At 67.3% G+C, this 14,856-nt stretch carries 15 protein-coding genes and 1 pseudogene; 9 read left to right on the plus strand and 7 right to left on the minus strand.

Translation table 11 applies throughout. The features are described 5' to 3' along the window. Window positions 1–126: 126 nt before the first annotated feature. The 4 genes from ABD831_RS09885 (at window position 127) to ABD831_RS09900 (ending at window position 4,360) form a co-directional block, all read left to right on the plus strand. A complete protein-coding gene (locus ABD831_RS09885; protein ID WP_344945119.1) occupies window positions 127–1,845 on the plus strand; it encodes a SulP family inorganic anion transporter in 1,719 nt (572 codons plus the stop codon). 162 nt (window positions 1,846–2,007) lie between these two features. Then, a complete protein-coding gene (locus ABD831_RS09890; RefSeq protein ID WP_344945121.1) occupies window positions 2,008–2,163 on the plus strand; it encodes a hypothetical protein in 156 nt (51 codons plus the stop codon). Then, complete coding sequence (locus tag ABD831_RS09895; protein ID WP_344945125.1) at window positions 2,163–2,636, plus strand: DUF6069 family protein; 474 nt, start codon at window positions 2,163–2,165, stop codon at window positions 2,634–2,636. The genes ABD831_RS09890 and ABD831_RS09895 overlap by 1 nt, the downstream gene beginning before the upstream one ends. Window positions 2,637–2,647: 11 nt before the next feature. After that, window positions 2,648–4,360, plus strand: a complete 1,713-nt coding sequence (locus tag ABD831_RS09900; RefSeq protein WP_344945128.1) for an alpha/beta hydrolase — start codon at window positions 2,648–2,650, stop codon at window positions 4,358–4,360. A gap of 340 nt (window positions 4,361–4,700) precedes the next feature. On the opposite strand, the gene ABD831_RS09905 is transcribed toward ABD831_RS09900, so the two are convergent. From ABD831_RS09905 to ABD831_RS09915, 3 genes are all read right to left on the minus strand, one after another. Next, a complete protein-coding gene (locus ABD831_RS09905) occupies window positions 4,701–5,501 on the minus strand; it encodes a hypothetical protein (protein ID WP_344945131.1) in 801 nt (266 codons plus the stop codon). Window positions 5,502–5,578: 77 nt separating this feature from the next. Beyond that, on the minus strand, window positions 5,579–6,298 hold the full coding sequence (locus ABD831_RS09910; protein WP_344945134.1) for a hypothetical protein: 720 nt from the start codon (window positions 6,296–6,298) through the stop codon (window positions 5,579–5,581). Next, complete coding sequence (locus ABD831_RS09915; protein ID WP_344945137.1) at window positions 6,295–7,032, minus strand: potassium channel family protein; 738 nt, start codon at window positions 7,030–7,032, stop codon at window positions 6,295–6,297. The genes ABD831_RS09910 and ABD831_RS09915 overlap by 4 nt, the downstream gene beginning before the upstream one ends. Before the next feature lie 811 nt (window positions 7,033–7,843). Here ABD831_RS09915 and ABD831_RS09920 point away from each other — a divergent pair. The 4 genes and pseudogenes from ABD831_RS09920 (at window position 7,844) to ABD831_RS09930 (ending at window position 9,553) form a co-directional block, all read left to right on the plus strand. After that, complete coding sequence (locus ABD831_RS09920; RefSeq protein WP_344945140.1) at window positions 7,844–8,026, plus strand: hypothetical protein; 183 nt, start codon at window positions 7,844–7,846, stop codon at window positions 8,024–8,026. Continuing rightward, the gene (locus ABD831_RS09925) at window positions 8,026–8,970 is read left to right on the plus strand and encodes an SDH family Clp fold serine proteinase (protein WP_344945143.1); all 945 of its coding nucleotides are present in this window, start codon (window positions 8,026–8,028) and stop codon (window positions 8,968–8,970) included. Before ABD831_RS09920 ends, ABD831_RS09925 begins: the two co-directional genes overlap by 1 nt. A 108-nt stretch (window positions 8,971–9,078) precedes the next feature. Beyond that, window positions 9,079–9,204, plus strand: a pseudogene (locus ABD831_RS22240) (helix-turn-helix domain-containing protein); the annotation flags it as partial. A gap of 58 nt (window positions 9,205–9,262) precedes the next feature. Next, on the plus strand, window positions 9,263–9,553 hold the full coding sequence (locus ABD831_RS09930; protein WP_344945145.1) for a helix-turn-helix domain-containing protein: 291 nt from the start codon (window positions 9,263–9,265) through the stop codon (window positions 9,551–9,553). A 70-nt stretch (window positions 9,554–9,623) separates the two neighbouring features. Here the strand turns inward: ABD831_RS09930 and ABD831_RS09935 are convergent, their stop codons facing one another. Then, window positions 9,624–10,340, minus strand: a complete 717-nt coding sequence (locus ABD831_RS09935; RefSeq protein WP_344945148.1) for an HIRAN domain-containing protein — start codon at window positions 10,338–10,340, stop codon at window positions 9,624–9,626. A 790-nt stretch (window positions 10,341–11,130) separates the two neighbouring features. Between ABD831_RS09935 and ABD831_RS09940 the strand changes: the two genes are divergently transcribed. Beyond that, window positions 11,131–11,769, plus strand: a complete 639-nt coding sequence (locus tag ABD831_RS09940) for a hypothetical protein (protein WP_344945151.1) — start codon at window positions 11,131–11,133, stop codon at window positions 11,767–11,769. A gap of 52 nt (window positions 11,770–11,821) precedes the next feature. On the opposite strand, the gene ABD831_RS09945 is transcribed toward ABD831_RS09940, so the two are convergent. The 3 genes from ABD831_RS09945 to ABD831_RS09955 all read right to left on the minus strand — a co-directional run bounded on the left by ABD831_RS09945 (window position 11,822) and on the right by ABD831_RS09955 (window position 14,787). Further along, on the minus strand, window positions 11,822–12,688 hold the full coding sequence (locus ABD831_RS09945; RefSeq protein ID WP_344945155.1) for a hypothetical protein: 867 nt from the start codon (window positions 12,686–12,688) through the stop codon (window positions 11,822–11,824). Between the two features lie 242 nt (window positions 12,689–12,930). After that, window positions 12,931–14,352 carry an AAA family ATPase gene (locus ABD831_RS09950; RefSeq protein WP_344945158.1) on the minus strand — a complete coding sequence of 474 codons (1,422 nt, stop codon included), beginning with the start codon at window positions 14,350–14,352 and terminating at the stop codon, window positions 12,931–12,933. A 258-nt stretch (window positions 14,353–14,610) separates the two neighbouring features. Further along, window positions 14,611–14,787: a helix-turn-helix domain-containing protein gene (locus ABD831_RS09955; protein ID WP_344945161.1), complete on the minus strand. Its 177-nt coding sequence runs from the start codon at window positions 14,785–14,787 to the stop codon at window positions 14,611–14,613. Between the last annotated feature and the right edge of the window lie 69 nt (window positions 14,788–14,856).

Raw genomic sequence — 14,856 nt, forward strand, 5'->3', positions numbered from 1 at the left:
CACGTCCCCAGGGAGACCGCCCATGACCTCAGTAGCCGCCCCGCTGCCTCCGTCGTTCACCACGCAGGACCACCTCGCGCGACCGCGACGGACCCACGGCCTGAACGGCACGAGCAGGCCTGGACGATGACCGAGACGCCACGGCGGACCTGGAACCTGGTTCCCCTCATCGGCCAGCTGCGGTCCTACGACCGGGCCTGGCTGAGGGGCGACCTCATCGCGGGGGTCACGGTGGCCGCCCTCATCGTGCCCAAGAACCTCGGCTACGCCGGTATCGCCGGGATCCCACTGCAGAACGGCCTCTACGCGGCCGCCGCCGGAGCACTCGTCTACGCCGTCTTCGGCAGCTGCCGACAGATCTCCGTCGGCCCAAGCTCCGGACTGGCAGCGGTGGCCGCGAGCGCCGTGCTCGCCGCTGGGCTCGTCGATGAGGCCGACGTCGCCAGCTTCGTCGCCGGGATCACGCTGGCGTCAGGGATGCTGTTCCTGCTCCTGGCTGTTCTCAAGATGGGTTGGATCGCCCGGTTCCTCTCGCGCGCAGTCGTCACGGGCTTCCTGTTCGGTGCCGCCATCGACGTCGTCATCGGCGAGCTGCCGAAGCTGACGGGCACCGAGGTCTCCGGGTCGAACCCGATCCAGGAGCTGTGGTCCTGGTTCGGCACCCTCGGCGACACCCAGACCGCGACCGTCGTCGTCGGAGTCGTCGCCCTCGTCGTCGTGTTCGGGCTCAGGGCGGTGGCACCGCAGGTGCCCGGCGCGCTGGTGCTCGTCGTGGGCGGGCTGATCGCGGCCGCCGTCTTCGACCTCGGGGCGAAGGGTGTGGCCCTCGTGGGCGACGTGCCGAGCGGGCTGCCCTCCCTCCAGCTGCCCGACCTGCAGCTGATGTGGGACCACGCCGCCACCACGTCGCTGGCAGCGGTCGCGCTGCTCCTCATCGGCTTCTCCCAGACCGCAGGGGACGCACGCGCCTTCGCGGCGAAGCACCACTACCGGATCGACATCAACCAGGAGTCGACCGCGCAGGGGCTGGCCAACACCGCCTCCGGGATCGTGCAGGGGATGCCGGTCTCGACGAGCCTGTCGGCGAGCTCGCTCAACGACCATTCGGGGGCCAAGACCGGCGTGGCGTCGCTGACGTCGGGTGTCACCGTCATCCTCACCCTGCTCTTCCTCGCCCCGCTCTTCTCCAACCTCCCCAAGCCGGTGCTCGCGGCCCTCATCATCGAGGCCGTCGTGATGGGCATGATGAACGTCCCGGAGATGCGACGGCTCGCGCGCGTCCAGCGTTTCGACTTCTGGATCGCGGTCGCCGCCATCGCCGGAACCCTGATCTTCGGGGTCCTTGCGGGCGTCATCATCGGGATCTTCCTCTCGCTCATCTGGCTCGTGTCCGTCGCCACCCGTCCGAAGATGCCAGCTCTCGGCCTCGAGTCGGGCACCCAGGTCTTCAGGGAGGTCGACGAGCACCCGGAGGACACGGTCTTCCCGGACGTCGCGGTGATCCGTCTCGACGGCGGGCTCTTCTTTGCCACCGCGGACGCGTTCGACGACCGTCTCCGCGAGGTCATCCAGGGTGGATCCGGGCTCGCCGGGGTCGTGCTCGACTGCGGCGGCATCAACTTCATCGACTCCCAGGGCGTCGACAAGATGGCCGACCTGGTCGAGGTGGCGCACGACTCCGGGGTGACCTTGCGCCTGGCGCGTCTCAAGCCGTCGGTGCGCGCCACCCTCGAGCGCGATGGCGTCATCGAGCGTCTAGGGGCCGATCACATCCACGGCAACATCTACCGGGCTGTCGAGGCCGAGCGGTCGCGCGGCGGAGGTGGGCACAGCGGAGCCGACTAGTGCCGTGACCGAAGGCGCCCCTCGTGGAGGTGCGTGAGCTGGGGCGGCAGATGCGGATATGGCCCTCAGAGGACGATGTCCCGCGAGCCCCCGGTCCAGCATCGTGGGTCTCGTCGAAGGGTCCGGTCGCTGGGGGGCCGGACCGCGCCTCAGGGGAAGGGGATGTCCGCCATGGACATGGAGCGTCTGACGACCATGAAAGGCACGCCGATGAAGATCCTGGTGACCGGGTTCGAAGCACTCAGCAGCCGTCCGCCGAGCGCGGGGTCTCGGCTTGGCACGCTCCTCCTCGCGTGCACCCGGGGGGTGGGGGTGTGATGGCACGCGCCGCCGCTCCGGGAGAGCCCCCTCACGTCGCCGTGGACGCCCGTCGGCTGTGGACGGGAGGCGCTGCGACGGCCTGCGTCGCGGCCCTTGTCGCGTGGATCGGAGTGCTGGTGGGCCAGGGGGTGCTGGACATCAGCCTGACGACGACAGCCGTGGTGGTGCACGTGAGCGACTCGCTCTCGCTGAACTACGCCGTCACGGCCTTCCTCATGGCCCTCGCCGCGACCGCCATGGCCCATCTGCTGTCGGCGACCACTCCGAGGCCGCGAGCCTTCTTCTCGTGGATCGTCGGCCTGGTGACGCTGGCCGCGATGATCCTCCCGTTCGCCCGCGGGGGAGAGACCGACGCGGCCGTCTGCGTCGGCGTCATCAACCTCGCTCTGGGTCTGTGCATCGGCTCGCTCCTCGCGGCGGTGCTCTCCCGCACCGTGGTCGACACCGAGCGCTCCTGGCAGCAACCCTGATGGCTGCGGAGGTGTCTGACCCCCCACGCTCCGACGGCACGGACGCCGCGGCCGAGGCCACGCAGCCCGTGCCGGCGGTGGACGGCCCCGGCCGGATCCGGTGGCTGTTGCACTGGACCCTCCCCGGGTGCTGGGGTGCCGTCCTCTTCGCAGCCCTGTCGTTCACGCCCTCGCTGCTCCCGCGCGGTGGCTTCGTCCAGGGCCTGGTCTGTGGGATCACCGCAGCCATCGGCTACGGCCTGGGTGTCCTGGCCGCATGGCTGTGGCGCGCCTTCGCGGACCGCGAGGCTCGAGTGCCCACACGATCGTCCTGGCGGGTCTTCCTGCTCGTCGCCGCCGTCCTGCTGGTGGTGTCCTTCGCCCTCGGGCAGTACTGGCAGCACGAGATCCGGGCACTGATGGGGGTGACGGAGTACAACGTCGCCCTGGTCGTCGCGTCGCCGGTGGTCGCGGTGTTCTTCTTCGCACTGTTCCTTCTCACCGGGCGGGGCATCCGATGGGTGTACCGCCGGGTCGCCCACCTCCTCGCTCGCGTCTTCGGCCGGCGAGCGGCCGCAGCGACGGGCTGGGTGCTCGTGTCCGTAGCCGTCGGCTTCCTCGTCAGCGGCGTCCTGCTCGACGGCCTGGTGACTGCGATGGACGAGGCCTTCTCCGTCCGGAACGGGATCACCGAGGAAGGCGTGACCCAGCCGTCCACCGGCCTTCGGTCGGGTGGACCGGGTTCGCTGGTCCCGTGGGACTCCCTCGGTCGGGAGGGCCGGACGTTCGCCGGATCGGGTCCCACTGCCAGCGACATCGCGACGATCGTCCACCACCCCGCTGAGGAGCCGATCCGGATCTACGCCGGTCTGGACTCGGCGGCCGACGCCGAGCAGCGGGCCGCGCTGGCTGTCGACGACCTCCAACGGGCGGGCGGCTTCCAGCGGGCGAACCTGCTCGTCCTGACCACGACCGGCAGCGGCTGGGTCGACCCCGCGCTGGTCGCTCCCTTCGAGTACCTCGGCGGCGGCGACGCAGCGACCGTCGCCATCCAGTACTCCTACCTGCCGTCGTGGCTGTCGTTCCTGGTCGACCAGACGAAGGCCCGGGAAGCAGGCCGCGCCCTCTTCGACGCGGTGTACGAGCGCTGGTCGACGCTGCCTGCGAACCAGCGCCCGAAGCTGTTCGTGGGTGGTGAGAGCCTGGGGACGTTCGGCGGCGAGACCGCCTTCAGCGGTGAGTACGACCTGCGCAACCGCACCGCCGGGACCGTCTTCGCAGGACCTCCCAACTTCAACACGTTGTTCCGCGACTTCAGCGACCACCGCGACCCGGGCAGCCCGGAGATCCAGCCGGTGTACAAGAACGGCCGCACGGTGCGGTTCGCAACGGACGCCGGAAGCTCGCTCCCTCCGGCGGCCCAGCCATGGGAGGGGACGCGGGTCCTCTACCTCATGCACCCGTCCGACCCGATCGTCTGGTGGACCCCTCACCTGCTCCTCACCGAGCCCGACTGGATCGGCGAGGCGGCGGGCAAGGACGTCCTCCCACAGATGTTCTGGATGCCCTTCGTGACCTTCTGGCAGGTGAGCGCGGACCTGCCGTTCTCCACCGGGGTGCCGCCGGGTCACGGCCACAAGTACACGACGGAGTACGTCGACGGTTGGTATGCCGTGATGCGACCGAGCGGCTTCACGCCGGCGGACCTGACGGCACTGAGGTCGGCGATCTCGGCCCTGGGGTAGTCCCCCACACGGCCGCGGCCGTGGTGGTGGCCTTGGTGGTGGGCCCCGCGCCGGGACCTGGACGGGGCACGACAGCACGACGCCCACGCCAGGGGGTCCCGTGGCGTGGGCGTCGCGTCAGGTCAGGGCCGGTTCCGGCCCGTGCCGTCAGATGTCGAAGTACATCTCGAACTGGTCGTGCATGACGTGTCGTCGCTGGGTGGCGACGGAAAGAGCCGCTGACCTGCGCAGACTCGATTCCGCAGTGATGGTCATTGACTGAAATCCTTGGTTCGTCTGCGGCCAATCTGCGGCCAGCGGCTGACTGGGCATGGGGCCTCCGGCGTGAGCAGGGGGGCGGTCACGGGGCCTTGCCGAAGACGATGACCGCATCTCCGTCCGAACCGTCGCTGGTCATGAACTCGACCCAGTCGTCGGTTCGGTTCAACATGGGGTGGGCAAAGGACGGCAAAGTCGGGATGAGGTTGCGCAGGTCGACGGAGGTTCGGTCGGGTCCGTACTTGACCCATTCGCTTACATCCGGAAGCCCGCTCGTTATTGGGGGGCCAAGCCCCAGTCGTTCAGGCTCCCTGTCGCTCGGGACAAGGCACCACGTGAGCGGGGGCCACACGATGTCTGCGAACGTCCAGTGCACGACTCTTTCGCGCAGGACCCGCATCGACCACACGCCGCTCGAGAGCAACCCTTGACCCGGGAAGGCTGCGTGCGTGCGTGCCATTGTCAAACTGAGTTGATCTGGCCATCTCACCTGACCAGCTCCGCGGGTGCTGTCCTGTCTGAGGTCGTCTGCGAGATCCGGAAAGATGACGCGCAGTCGGGGGTTGATGGCAAACATCCCGAACAGCACCGAGCGGGAGACCAACCCCGGTGCGAATGATGCAGCGGGGGCTTGGCCCGGCACGATGGCTAGGCGGCTTGCGATGGGGGTCGAGAGACGCTCGACCTGCCGGGCGAAATCGGCGTAGGGAACATCGAAGGTGTTTCCGGCGCGGTTGTTGCAGTCCTGGCACAAACCACGCACCCACATCCCGCCCGCGGTCCAGCGGCCCGGCTGGCGCACGCCGTTCAGCACGATGTCGGGGGCTCGGAGTACCACATTTGTGTTGCCTGATGCCCGAGGGGGCACGTGGGCCTTCGACATCTTGCGCACGTCGCCGCAGAGACCGCAGGCTCGTACGGCTACCGAGGAGAGCGTGCTCCCGATCGGCGTGTGGCGGGTCACAGTCCCGTCAGGAGCCGCGACGTAAGGGCACGAATGGCGCCGATATCTCGCGGGTCAAGGCTGCTCGAGTGCTGCTTAGCCACCGGGCCGAACACGCCGTGGGCCCAGGCGCGGTAGTGCAGGAACCACCACCGTAGGACCGAGCCGGCGAGCTCGGATCGCATCGTCACTAAGGCCGACCGGTTGTCCGGCATGGCGAGCCCCTCGAGAACGTCCGGGCGCGCCGTCCACGTCAACCGCTCCGCGGCCTCCCAAGTCGCGGCGGGGCCATTCCGCTGGACTTCGTGCCCGGCGAGCATTTCGAAGTCGCGGTAACGACCGGTGGAATCCGACCACTGGGCGAGTGCCTCGAAGATGGTCGGGAGATAGGGGTCGCCGGCCACTAGCTCAACCAGGCTGGCGATGTACGCAGCTGCCGGAGCTCTACCCAGGCGCTCGCCCAGCGCCCGATCCACGTCGGGGCGCAGGAGAAGGAGCCGATGAGCGTACGTATGCCGAATCTCGTCGGCGGGCCATGGCAGCCCGTCCGCCTCAGCGGACAGGCCGATCGTCAGCTTCAAAAGGCGCTCTGCACCCGAGGCGAGACAGGTCCATGCGGCTGCCCCACTGCTCAATCGCCAATCGGGACGCACGATCATCGAGACACCCTCGACCAGCAGAGTCGTCGTGGTCTCGGCCTCACGTATGAGCGCGAGTGCCCGAGGGTTCGGCGTCATGAGGGCGAGCCTAGGCGCAAGCCCGCCAGTTCTTCGCGAAGCGCGCGGACCTCGGCGGTCAGGGCCTCGATGTCGCGGCGCGTGGCGGCCTGCGACTCGCCTTCCACCTCGCGGACCTTGTCGAGCAGCCACGACGCGAACGATGCTGTGACGATGCCGAGCAGGGCGATGCCTGCGAGCATGAGGCCGCCGGCAATGAACCGGCCGGTGGCCGTGGTGGGGTAGCGGTCGCCGTAGCCGACGGTTGTCACGGTCGTGGCAGCCCACCACAGGGCATCCCCGAAGCTGGTGATGTTCGGCTCCGACGACTGTCTTTCAGCGTCGAGGATCGCAAGCCCGGCGACAGAGAGGACGAGCGCCGTGGCTCCGCTCACGTAGACGCCGACCCGGCCTCTGAGGGATCCGCCCATAGCGCGGTTGAGCACGGAGAGAAGGGTGACGAGGCGTAGCAGTCGAAGGGGCCGCAGCAGCGGTAGGACGACCACGGCTAGGTCGAGCAGGTTAGTGCGTACGAAACCGGCGCGACGCCGCGATAGGCCGAGCCGGACGGCGTAATCGACGGCGAAGGCTGCCCATGCAAACCAAGTCGCCAACTCGCACGCCTGCGCCAGAGCGGGGGCGAGGCCGGGCCGCAGGATGGGCAGCGCGTATGCCAGGAGAAACACGACAGCGAGTAGCGTCAACGGCCACTCGGCGCCCCGCTCCCAGTGCTCGCGGCGGAACTCATCAGTCATGGCGAGACAGTGCCACGACCGGCGCGTCTCGCGGCACTCGACGCGCACGGCAAATTGCGCGCGAGCCCGACGCAGGACTCAGCTGTCGGAGTGCAGAGGGAGGCCCGGGGCGCCGGCCCATCGGTCAATGGCGGACTGCGCCGCGGCGTCGCAGCCTTCGAGTCCGTTGCTGCCGTACTCGCGGAGGACCGAGCAGACCTGCGTTATGGCTCCCACTGTCAGCGCCGTCTCGCTTGTTTGCTGCGGCGCCAGTACCCCTACCGATCGAGCCCTGACTACCAACCAGCTCCGAAGACGAATACTGCCGCCACGATGAGCGCGCCGCGCCGACTTGCCTCGCGCTCACGACGCTTCATGAACGCCTCTAGGTCTTCACCCTCGCGATGTGCCATGCCGTGATTGTGAGGCTTCCCGCTCGCCTCGGCCCGGCTCCCGCGTCTATCGACCGATCGGCGTCAGCAGTTCGGGCGCGAGCCATTGCTGCACGACCACGCCCTCAGGCTCGATCACATAACTGACCAAGGCAACCCACCGGTCGTCGCGCTTCTGCCACTCGAGCACTATGCCGGGGTGTGGTCCGGGTGCGTCTGGTCCGCCGCGGACCCAGCAATGCCGTCGGCTGGGGGGTGTTGGGGGAATCGGGTGCTTGTGTCCCCGTCCCGATCCGCCGCCCATGACAACAGTGTGACGGATGGTCGAACGGGTGTTCGACCATCGGGGTGTCCCTCGTGCTTCGCGACTCAGGGAACTGATGACGCGCTATGTTTCGTTCATCCGATCAACAGGGAATCACTCTCCAGGGGAAGCCGACGTGGACAACACAGTTCTGCTCGAAGGTGTGCAGGAGATCAGCGACGCCATGCCGCTATATGAGCGCTACCTCGAACTAACCGCTCTGGACGCGTTGCCCCCGGCGTCAGGCGTGCATCGTGATCTGCCACAGTTCTACGCTCCCGCGATTGCACCGCTGACCGTCACCTTCACGCCCGCCTGATGGCGTCGTGGAACGACCTGCTCGCGGAGTTCCAGGCGCGAGCAGGTGATGACGTTGCGCTGCAGCAGTGGCTCGATATCACGCGGACACAGGCTGTCGCTGACGTCAGTCGCTTGCGCGGCGACCGTCAGGTGATGGTGTACGCATCCGCCTTTCTGCAGAAGCCGTCCGTGCCGTCCGAGAGCCTGATGATCACGCACGAGGATCTGAACGGCTTCATGAGTGCCATCTATGGGATGGACTGCACCAAGGGGCTGACGCTCGTCATCCACACGCCGGGCGGTGTCACTAACGCTGCCGAGACGGTGGTGGCCTACCTTCGCTCCAAGTTCACTGACATCGAAGTCATCGTTCCGGCCATCGCCATGTCCGCGGGCACCATGATCAGCCTTGCGGCCAACCGGGTCATCATGGGTCGCCAGAGCCAGTTGGGTCCCATCGATCCCCAGATGGTGGGTGGGGGACGTCAGGCGTCGGCGCGAGCAATCACAGAACAGTTCGAGCGCGCGTCCGGCGAAGTGTTGGCGAATCGAGACCTTGCGCATGTGTGGGCGCCGATCCTCTCTAGCCTTGGACCGGCCCTCCTGCAGGATGCCCAGAACGCCCTTGACTACTCCGAGCGCATGGTGGCTGAGTGGGTGAGCAAGTGGATGTTCGAGGGCGACGCTAATGCTGAGGCCCGCGGACAGGCCGTGGCCCACCACTTCAACGACGCCAGTACCCACAAGAGCCATGGGCGCCGGATCGATCGAGACGAAGCGAGGCGCATGGGTGTCGTGATCGAGGATCTCGAAGACGATCAGGCGTTGCAGACCGCTGTTCTCAAGCTCTACCACCTCATGACGATCCTGTTCGAGCAGAGCCCGATGACGAAGATGATCCTGTCGTCTACGGGGGCCACGTGGGTGAAAAACTGGGCTGGCGTAGCACAGCCTTCGCCGTAGGAGCGTAAGAGTGCCCTACCCTGGCCGCCCCGTACTGGAGGTGCTACCTGAGTTCGTCGCCACTGCCTCGACGCGCCAGAACCCCAATAGACGCCCAAGCAGCGCGGGCGTCTATTGGGGTTCTGCGCCGTTCAGTACCAAGCAGGCCGGTCGATTCACGAGCTCGCGGAGCTGACAGGCCGCAGCCAATCGGCTGTGCGCCGGGCGCTCGACCAAGCCGGCATTGCCCGTCGCGGACGTGGCGCTCAACCGGTTGGGGATCGGGCCAACGTCACCAGACATCATCTGGGCCATGCTCAGCAAAGGATCCGAGTCCGCGAGGGAAGGTGCGTCGCGACTGACGCCGCGGTTCTACACGCTCGACGACGTCGCCGTACTGCTGGCCACGACCTTGGCACAGGTCTACTCGCTCGTGCGCTCCGGCGATCTGCCGGCTATCAAGATCGGCGGGCGAGGGCGCTGGCGGGTCGAGGTCACGATGCTCGACCAATGGATCGCGGACCAGTACGAGGTCACTCGCGCCTATATCGCGGAGAATCCGATGTCGGACGCTCCAGGCAAGGTTGCTGCTCCAGAGGTATAGCCTGCCTGATCGTGTGGCGCGACGACGCCCAGCGGCACGCCAAGTTTCATGCCAGGACTGAGAGTTCGTCTCAGCGTGGTCCCATGAAGGCGGGCCGCGGAAAGGTTGCTGGACGCGTGGACCGCAGATGATCGATCAGTTCAGGCTCAGCGGCGAGAATGGCCACCTGATCGGTCACGACACCAGCCCGGTTGCCTCGCAGGCTGATCGCCTCGAGCACGGCGCCCCCGTCGATGATGCGCGACATGATGCGGGCCTTTTGCTTGTTCACATAGCCGATGACTGGAGCGCCGTCTGCGTCGGCGGTGATGGCCACGGCGTTCGCGTCGTAGGGGTTGTCCGGCTCCCGGCGTAGGCGGACCGAGACGCCCGGAGAGAAGTCGCCCGCCTTGCAGGCTGCCTTGTAGTAGGTCTCGCCGCGCACGTTGACGACGAAGATCCCGACGCCCGGCAGGCGACGATCGTTGGGACTGACGAGCAGGCCTGTGCTGTCCTCGCACAGGCGTAGCCCGTCCTGGTAGGGGATCAGGTGCAGGGGAGGCATTCCGCCGACTGGCGCAGTGAAGCGACTCTTGTCCCCGTCTGCTGGGACGTACCACTTTGGCTGAGGCTCATCGTCGTCGTCCGCCACCGGATAAGAGGGCGTGAATGTCGCAGGTGTCGGCGGCGTTGCCGTCGGGATTCGCGTGGGTGCCGACGAGGCGGTGCGCGGTTGAGGAGTCTGCGTGGTGGTCGCCGGGGGATCGCTGGAGCGCAGGGCGCCGAGGATTCGCTCTAGCCAAGCCATGCCGGCAATGTAGCCGCCCGCACGGCCTTAAGCGCTTAGGCGACTCGATTGGCGGAGGCCGGAATTGCTGAGGCGACGTCTTACACAACTTTCAGCGCTCAAGGAGGTCGACCTTGCCGTAGAGCGGGAGGTCATGTAGTGACCACTTGGGGCTCACCGAGGAAGTAGTCCAAGGCTTGACTGGATGGAATGCTGTTGGCCGCTGCCCAGGCGGTAATCGCTCGGCAGCGGTGTCCGGCGGCGAGGCTGGCGAGGGCCCAAGCATCTCGCCCTTCGGCCGGGATGCCAGAGAGTCGCATGCTGGCGTGAAGGCCTCCAGTGACAGCAGCCAAAGCTTCAACGCTTGCGCTAGCAGTCGCCACGGCGACCCGGTCCTCATTGGTCAGCCACGTCTCGACCCGGCCGTCGGCGAAGCGGTCGACGTACGGGTGGCTGACCTGCCGCCGCTTAGCCACGGCTCAGTTCCGCCTTGATCGCGTTGTGTGCTGCCCAGCGGACATTCGCCGCGTGTCGACGCTTCTTCGAGAGGGCATCCGGCACCCGGTTGCCGTCCTCTTCGGGCACAAGGGTCACCCGCGAGCAGCGCGAGCGCTTCTACGCCAGCCTGCGAGCGGCGGAACTGCGCGTCATCCAACAGGGCCCGACACTCTGACCTATTCATGGCCCTCTGATGAACGACGCTTCACGGCTCGGTTCAAATCGGGCCATTGCGGTGCTGCTTTGCGCGCGCCCGTGTAGCGTCGGCCGTCGGTCCCCCGACGCTGGGGGAGGGTTCAGGGGAGGCAAGACTTTGAGCGACTTCGGCATATGTGCCCGGTGCGATGAGACGGTCGCGCTGGCCGACAACGCCAACAGGGTCGTCGTTGCGCACGTGGCCAACGGCAAGCTGTGCTCCGGCGGCGGCAAGGCACCGAGACCATTGAAGTACACCGGGACCCGCACGGCCCCTTCGTCACATGTCGGCGCCCAGGCCGCTTCCGGTACCGGGTCTGCTGCGAATTCGCAGCTGACGTTGCAGGAGAAAATCTTGACCACCTTGGTCGTGGGCGGACTACTCGTATGGCTCATCGTCAGCATCGTGAGCGGCCGTATTCACCAGGCGCAAGCCGATGAGCGCGTTCGGCAGGGCGTGGCAGAGGTGTGCAACAACTACAAGCAGGCCGTCGCTACGCACTCGGGGGAACTGACCTTTCTGGCCTCGAATGTGAACTATTCGGAGGACATCGACTCCACGGAGTTCGCGGCGAAGGTGAAGGAGGCCTGCCCCGCCGATGTCAGTGCTCTGGACGCGCAGTGGCACCCGGCAAGCGAAAACGCGGGGGTCCAGATGTCCGACTGCGAGCGCCGCATTTACGCCGTCACTCACGTGGGTCGATTCACCGACGAAGAAGAGAACGAGCTGATTCGTGGCATCAGGGCAACTTGCTGAGTTGCCGGGGCAGTGGCGAGGCCCGGACGGGGAATCGTCCGGGCCTCGGCGCTCATGCCGGCGGCTGCGGGAAGTACCGCTCGCCCAGCTCCCTCTCATACGACGTGACGCGGTAGCGCTCGGCCGCCTCGATCTCCGCTAGCCGCATTGCGTCGTGCTCGGAGCCGTGACGGTGCACCGACTCCCGCCACCACAAGGGCGGGACGACGTCGCCACGGTCCTCCAGGTAGACCTCACCAGTGAGGGCTGGGTGCGCATCCTCTCCCAGCGCACGTCGGATCGCCGGGCCCGCGGCGTCGAGCTCGCGCTGCGCCTTGCTCATGTCGGGGTCGCGCCTCGTGACGGACACCCACTCCGTGAGCTGAGGGTCGAGTTCCTCGGCGAGGGCCTCGGCGGCTGCCTTCGCCGCTCTGAACTCGGCAAGCGCCTCGAGCAGCGCCGGGGCGGCCGCGGTGAGCCCGGACCGGGCAACTGTGAGCCGCTCACGAGCCGCGTCGGCGCGCTTCGGTGCCTCTTCGGCGGCAACGACCTCGTAGCTGTTGCGAGCGGTGGCCAGCTCCTCGCGGCGCAGGGCGACGACCGCATGCCGGCGACGCTCCTCGGCATCCCAGTCTGTCGCCTTTGACTTCGGCAGCGACTTGCCGGCGCGGACGGCCGCCAGGTCGGCGGTTGCGACGTCCCGGGCCTCCTCATCGCGATCGGCCGGCAGGACCGCGAGCTCGCTTTCCGCGGCTGCCAGGACGTTGTCCGCCTCGAGGACGGACTGCCACGCCTCGGCGGCACGATCGGTCTCGCAGTGCACGGGCTTGCGGCTGACGAGGTGGTTGCGTCGCCAGTCGCCGGCGTGGGATGTGAACCCGCGCCTGTTGCCAGTGATGGGCCGGTAGTCGAGCTCGAACGCGAACGGATTCTCAGTCATGGTGGTGCTCCTTCATTCGGTGATCGGATCGGCCGCGGGAGCGCGGGCGACGTAGCAGGCCGAGCCGGTCGGCTCGACAGTGTGAGGGAGATGCCTGCCCTCGAAAGGGGCGGTGTGCTCGTGCAGGGCTTCACTGCCTCCGTCTGCACCGTCCCCCGTCTCCCTCCTAGGGTCGGGAGACGGGGAAACGGTCAACGACCGTGTCCCGGAAACGGTGGGAAACAGTGGGAAACGGTGCTCGGTCAAGCCGATCCCCCCGGGGTGGTGGGTGGCTCGACAACGAACCGAACCGGACCCGCGTAGTGAAGTGAGGCGTTCCTGGGGCCAGACTCGACGCGGACGTGCTCGTGCTCGACCATCCAGCGCAGAGCCGCCGCCTTGTCCTCCACACGCCCGCGGATGGCCTGGTAGAGCGCCCTGGTCGTTGAGCCGGGGTGGACGTCGATCTCGTCGCGCAACTTCATCCGCAGCTCCACCCAACGACGCACCGACGTGTCCGCGTCGCCGTCTCGGCCCGGCCCCGACTCGACCAGGGCGATGCTCTCGCCGTATGGCTTGGCCTGCAGCGTGATGTCGAAGCCGGACTCGCCGTCCTTCATCTTGGCGACGCGGACTCGTAGCCGATCGTCGGACTTCTTGCAGTGCAGGACGAAGTCGGCGTCGTCCTCGATCGCGGAGGAGCCTCGGGCGTCGTTGTCGCCCTTGTCGGTGTGTGCCACAACGATGACGGTGCAGCGTTCGCCGTGCTCGGCGCGCTCCTCGGCTGCCTGTGCGATGAGGTGAAGGCGTTGGGTGATGACGCTCATGTCCGAGGCGCTGTTCTGGTCGGCGGCGCCGGCGCTGCGGTTTAGCGTGTCGACGATGACGACGTCGGGCTGGAACTCGCGGACGAAGTCGAGTAGCCCATGGAATTCGCTCTTGCCGCCGTGCAGGTTGACGGTGCCGTTGCGCACCACGATCGAGGCCTTCTGCTTCTCGGTGAGCGTGATGTCCTTGGCCCCAACGGCGGCGTCGATCCGCTTCCGCATAGAGCCGACGCCCTCGCCCTCGAGGATGAGGGCGCGGCCGTAGCCGCCGACCTCGACGAAGCGGCCTCCGTGCCAGTTCGGGCCGTGGGGCCACGCGATGGTCGAGACGGCGATGTCGAGGGCGAGGAAGGTCTTGAAGGAGCCATCACGGCCGGTGATGTAGCCGATGCCACCCTGTGGGACGACGCCGTGGATCATCCATTCGGGATCGGGCATGTCGGCCAGCCCGTCGTAGGTGAAGTACTCGTTCCGTTCCTCCGCGATGACGGGCTGAACGAGCGGCGGCGGCGTCTGCCGAGGGTCGAAGCGCGCGTCGAGGATGAGGCGCCGCTGCAGCGAACCCTCCCAGCCTTGTGGCCGACAGATCCGGCAGAACGGGTTGCCCTCACCGAACGAGTTGTGCTCACGCTCGTGGGTTAGAGCAACCTCCTCGCCGAGAATGCGGGCCTGCTGCATCACCCGCATGCTCGGCTCCATGCCGGCCGGTAGCGGCATGAGGTCGGCCTCAGTCCACCCGGCGGCAAGGTGGGCGATCCGCTCACCGGTAACAGGATGGCGGCGCTCCGGCTCGCCCGTGTTTCGGTCGAGGCCCATGAGGAGGGCGATGGTGCGCGTGTTGAGGATGTCTGCGCTCATGGCAGGCCACCTGTCAGGATGAGATAGGCAAGAGCGCACAGGCCGCCGTGCATGCTTGCTCGTGCGGCTATGGAACGGCCATGGGCTCCAAGAAAGTGGGCCAGGTCTGAGACAGTTGGTGTGGTGATAGCTCCGGCGGTTCTCTTGCGCTTGGTCTTTCGGCGCGAGAGGGCCGCTTGTGCGTGAGCGGACGTCATCGGTGATTTGCTCCGTGTGCTCGGGCTGGCCGGGGCAGGTCGGCCGAGCGGTTCGTGTGGCTCAGGCGGACTCTGCGAACTTCTGCTCGACGAAGCGCTCGAGGTCGCTTCGCCGGCAGACGATTCGCTTTCCGATCCGAACGAACTTCGGACCTGAGCCTTGGGCTCGCCAGTAGCGGACGGTCGCGACAGGCACGCGCAGCGCCTCGGCAACCTCATCGACGGTCATGAGTTCCATAGCTGCCTCCGCAGGTAGAGATTTTCTATACCTTCGGACGATAGCACCAAGTAGAGATTTCCGATACTC

Source organism: Terrabacter ginsenosidimutans (assembly GCF_039539425.1).
Classification (GTDB): Bacteria; Actinomycetota; Actinomycetes; order Actinomycetales; family Dermatophilaceae; genus Terrabacter; species Terrabacter ginsenosidimutans.